Source organism: Streptomyces sp. C, from assembly GCF_000158895.1.
Classification (GTDB): Bacteria; Actinomycetota; Actinomycetes; order Streptomycetales; family Streptomycetaceae; genus Streptomyces; species Streptomyces racemochromogenes.
In genome coordinates this window covers 2,221,393-2,223,831 of sequence record NZ_GG657750.1, presented here as the reverse complement: position 1 = coordinate 2,223,831, position 2,439 = coordinate 2,221,393, and the positions used below count along the sequence as shown (strand labels likewise).

The 2,439-nt window shown below is 77.7% G+C and carries 2 protein-coding genes; both read left to right on the top strand.

Features of this window, described 5'->3' with window-relative positions; all coding sequences use genetic code 11:
- Nucleotides 1-979, top strand: a 979-nt coding sequence (locus SSNG_RS09845) for a hypothetical protein (protein ID WP_007263672.1), incomplete at its 5' end; no start/stop codon positions are given.
- A 21-nt stretch (nucleotides 980-1,000) separates the two neighbouring features.
- The gene (locus tag SSNG_RS09840) at nucleotides 1,001-2,143 is read left to right on the top strand and encodes a glycosyltransferase family 4 protein (protein ID WP_007263671.1); all 1,143 of its coding nucleotides are present in this window, start codon (nucleotides 1,001-1,003) and stop codon (nucleotides 2,141-2,143) included.
- Nucleotides 2,144-2,439: the final 296 nt, after the last annotated feature.

The following is a 2,439-nucleotide window of genomic DNA, read 5'->3' as shown; positions in this document are numbered from 1 at the left end:
CCCGCCCGCGCGGCTCGCCGGGATCCGCTGGACGACACGGTCGTACCGGGTCGCCTCGGTCCGGCAGGACGGCGTACGGGCCCACGCGCGCGCCGAGCTGCGCTACCGGCTGGCCGGCTACGACGCGGCCCCGGCGGCCTCGGCCCGCGAGGTGGAGCTGACCCGGGACGGCACCGGCTGGCGGGTCACCGCCGACCGGCCCGCCCCCGGGGCGCCGGCGCAGCTGTGGGACCAGGGCGATCCGGCGGCCGTGCGGGGCGCGCACAGCCTGGTCCTCGGGGTCGGCCGCAGCCCGCGGGAGCTGTCCGCCCTCGCGGACGGGGCCGACCGGGCGGTGCCGGCGGTCAGCGCGGCCTGGCCGGGGCCGTGGGTTTTTTGGGTTGTGGTCATGGCGCCCGCGACGCTGTTCGCGATGGCCGCGCTGCTGGGGCGGCCGGCCGACACCTACCGGGGCCTGGGGGCCGTCACCACCGGCAGCACCGGGGGCGGGCCTGCTCCGGCCGACCGGGTCGTCGTCAACCCGGAGGGGTACGCGGGTCTTTCGGAGGCCGGGCGGCGGATCGTCCTGACCCACGAGGTCACCCACGTCGCGACCCGCGCCGCCACCTCGGCACGGACCCCGCAGTGGCTGTCGGAGGGCTTCGCGGACTGGGCGGCGTACCGGGGGACGGGGACCACCCCGGCGGAGGGCGCGCCGGAGCTGGCGCGGGCCGTGCGGCGCGGCGACCTGCCGGGGGCGCTGCCGGCCGACGGGGACTTCGCCTTCGGCGGTGACCCGTCGGCGGCGGCCCGGGCGTACGAGGGCGCCTGGCTGGCCTGCCGGCTGGTCGCCGCCCGCTGGGGCGAGGCGGCGCTGGTCCGCCTGTACGAGCTGGCGGGGCGTGAACCGCTGCCGGTGGCGCTGGAGCAGGCCCTGGGGACGGACCCCGCCGGTCTCACGGCGGCCTGGCAGGAGACGCTGCGGCAGGAGCTGCGGTAGCGGTCCGGTACGTTGGCGGGGATGCACAAGACGCTGATCGTGACCAACGACTTCCCGCCGCGCCCGGGCGGCATCCAGGCCTTCCTGCACAACATGGCGCTGCGGCTGGACCCCGAGCGGGTCGTCGTCTACGCGTCCACCTGGAAGCACGGTGCCGAGGGCCGCGAGGCCACCGCCGCCTTCGACGCGGAACAGCCGTTCCCGGTGGTGCGCGACCGTACGACGATGCTGCTGCCGACGCCCCGGGTGACCCGGCGGGCGGTGTCCCTGCTGCGCGAACACGGCTGCGAGTCGGTGTGGTTCGGGGCCGCGGCCCCGCTCGGGCTGATGGGTCCGGCGCTGCGGCGGGCCGGCGCGCGGCGGATCGTCGCCACCACGCACGGGCACGAGGCCGGCTGGGCGCAGCTGCCGGCCGCGCGGCAGCTGCTGCGGCGGATCGGCGAGGGCACGGACACCCTGACCTACCTCGGGGAGTACACGCGCTCGCGGATCGCCTCGGCGGTGACGGAGCGGGCGGCGGCGCGGATGGTCCAGCTCCCGCCGGGCGTCGACGAGAAGACCTTCCACCCCGGCTCGGGCGGCGCGGAGGTCCGGGCGCGGCTGGGCCTGTCCGACCGCCCGGTGGTCGTCTGCGTGTCCCGTCTCGTTCCCCGGAAGGGGCAGGACACCCTGATCGAGGCGATGCCGCGGATCCTGGCGGCGGTGCCGGACGCGGCGCTGCTGATCGTCGGCGGCGGGCCGTACGAGGCGGACCTGCGGGCGCTGGCCGCCGCGAAGGGGGTCGCGGACTCGGTGGTCTTCACGGGCGCCGTCCCGTGGTCGGAGCTGCCGGCCCACTACGGTGCGGGGGACGTCTTCGCGATGCCGTGCCGGACCCGGCGGGGCGGGCTGGACGTGGAGGGGCTCGGCATCGTCTACCTGGAGGCTTCGGCGACGGGCCTGCCGGTGGTCGCGGGCGACTCGGGCGGGGCGCCGGACGCGGTGCTGGACGGCGAGACCGGCTGGGTGGTCCGCGGCGCAGACCCCGACGACGCGGCGGACCGCATCACCACCCTCCTCCGCGACCCGGAACTCCGCACCCGCATGGGCGAGGCGGGGCGCGCCTGGGTGGAGGAGAAGTGGCGCTGGGACCTCCTGGCCTCCCGCCTCCGCGAGCTCCTTTGACCTTTCTTGACGCGCCGCCGCCTTTTCCACGCGCCGCTGCGCCGGGCCTGATCTTCCGACGGGGCCGGTTCGGGTGGCGGGGGCCGGTGGGTCGGGTGCGGGTGCTGTGCCGCTGCGCGGGGCGAGGTCCCCTACCCGCCCTTCCACCGTTCCCAGGGGCTCCGCCCCTGACCCCGCGCCTCAAACGCCGGCGGGGCTGAGAGACCGGGGCTCCGCTCCTGACCCCGCGCCTCAAACGCCGGCGGGGCTGGAAGAACCGGGCGCTGCGCGCCCGGTGCGCTCGAACGCCGCGTGGG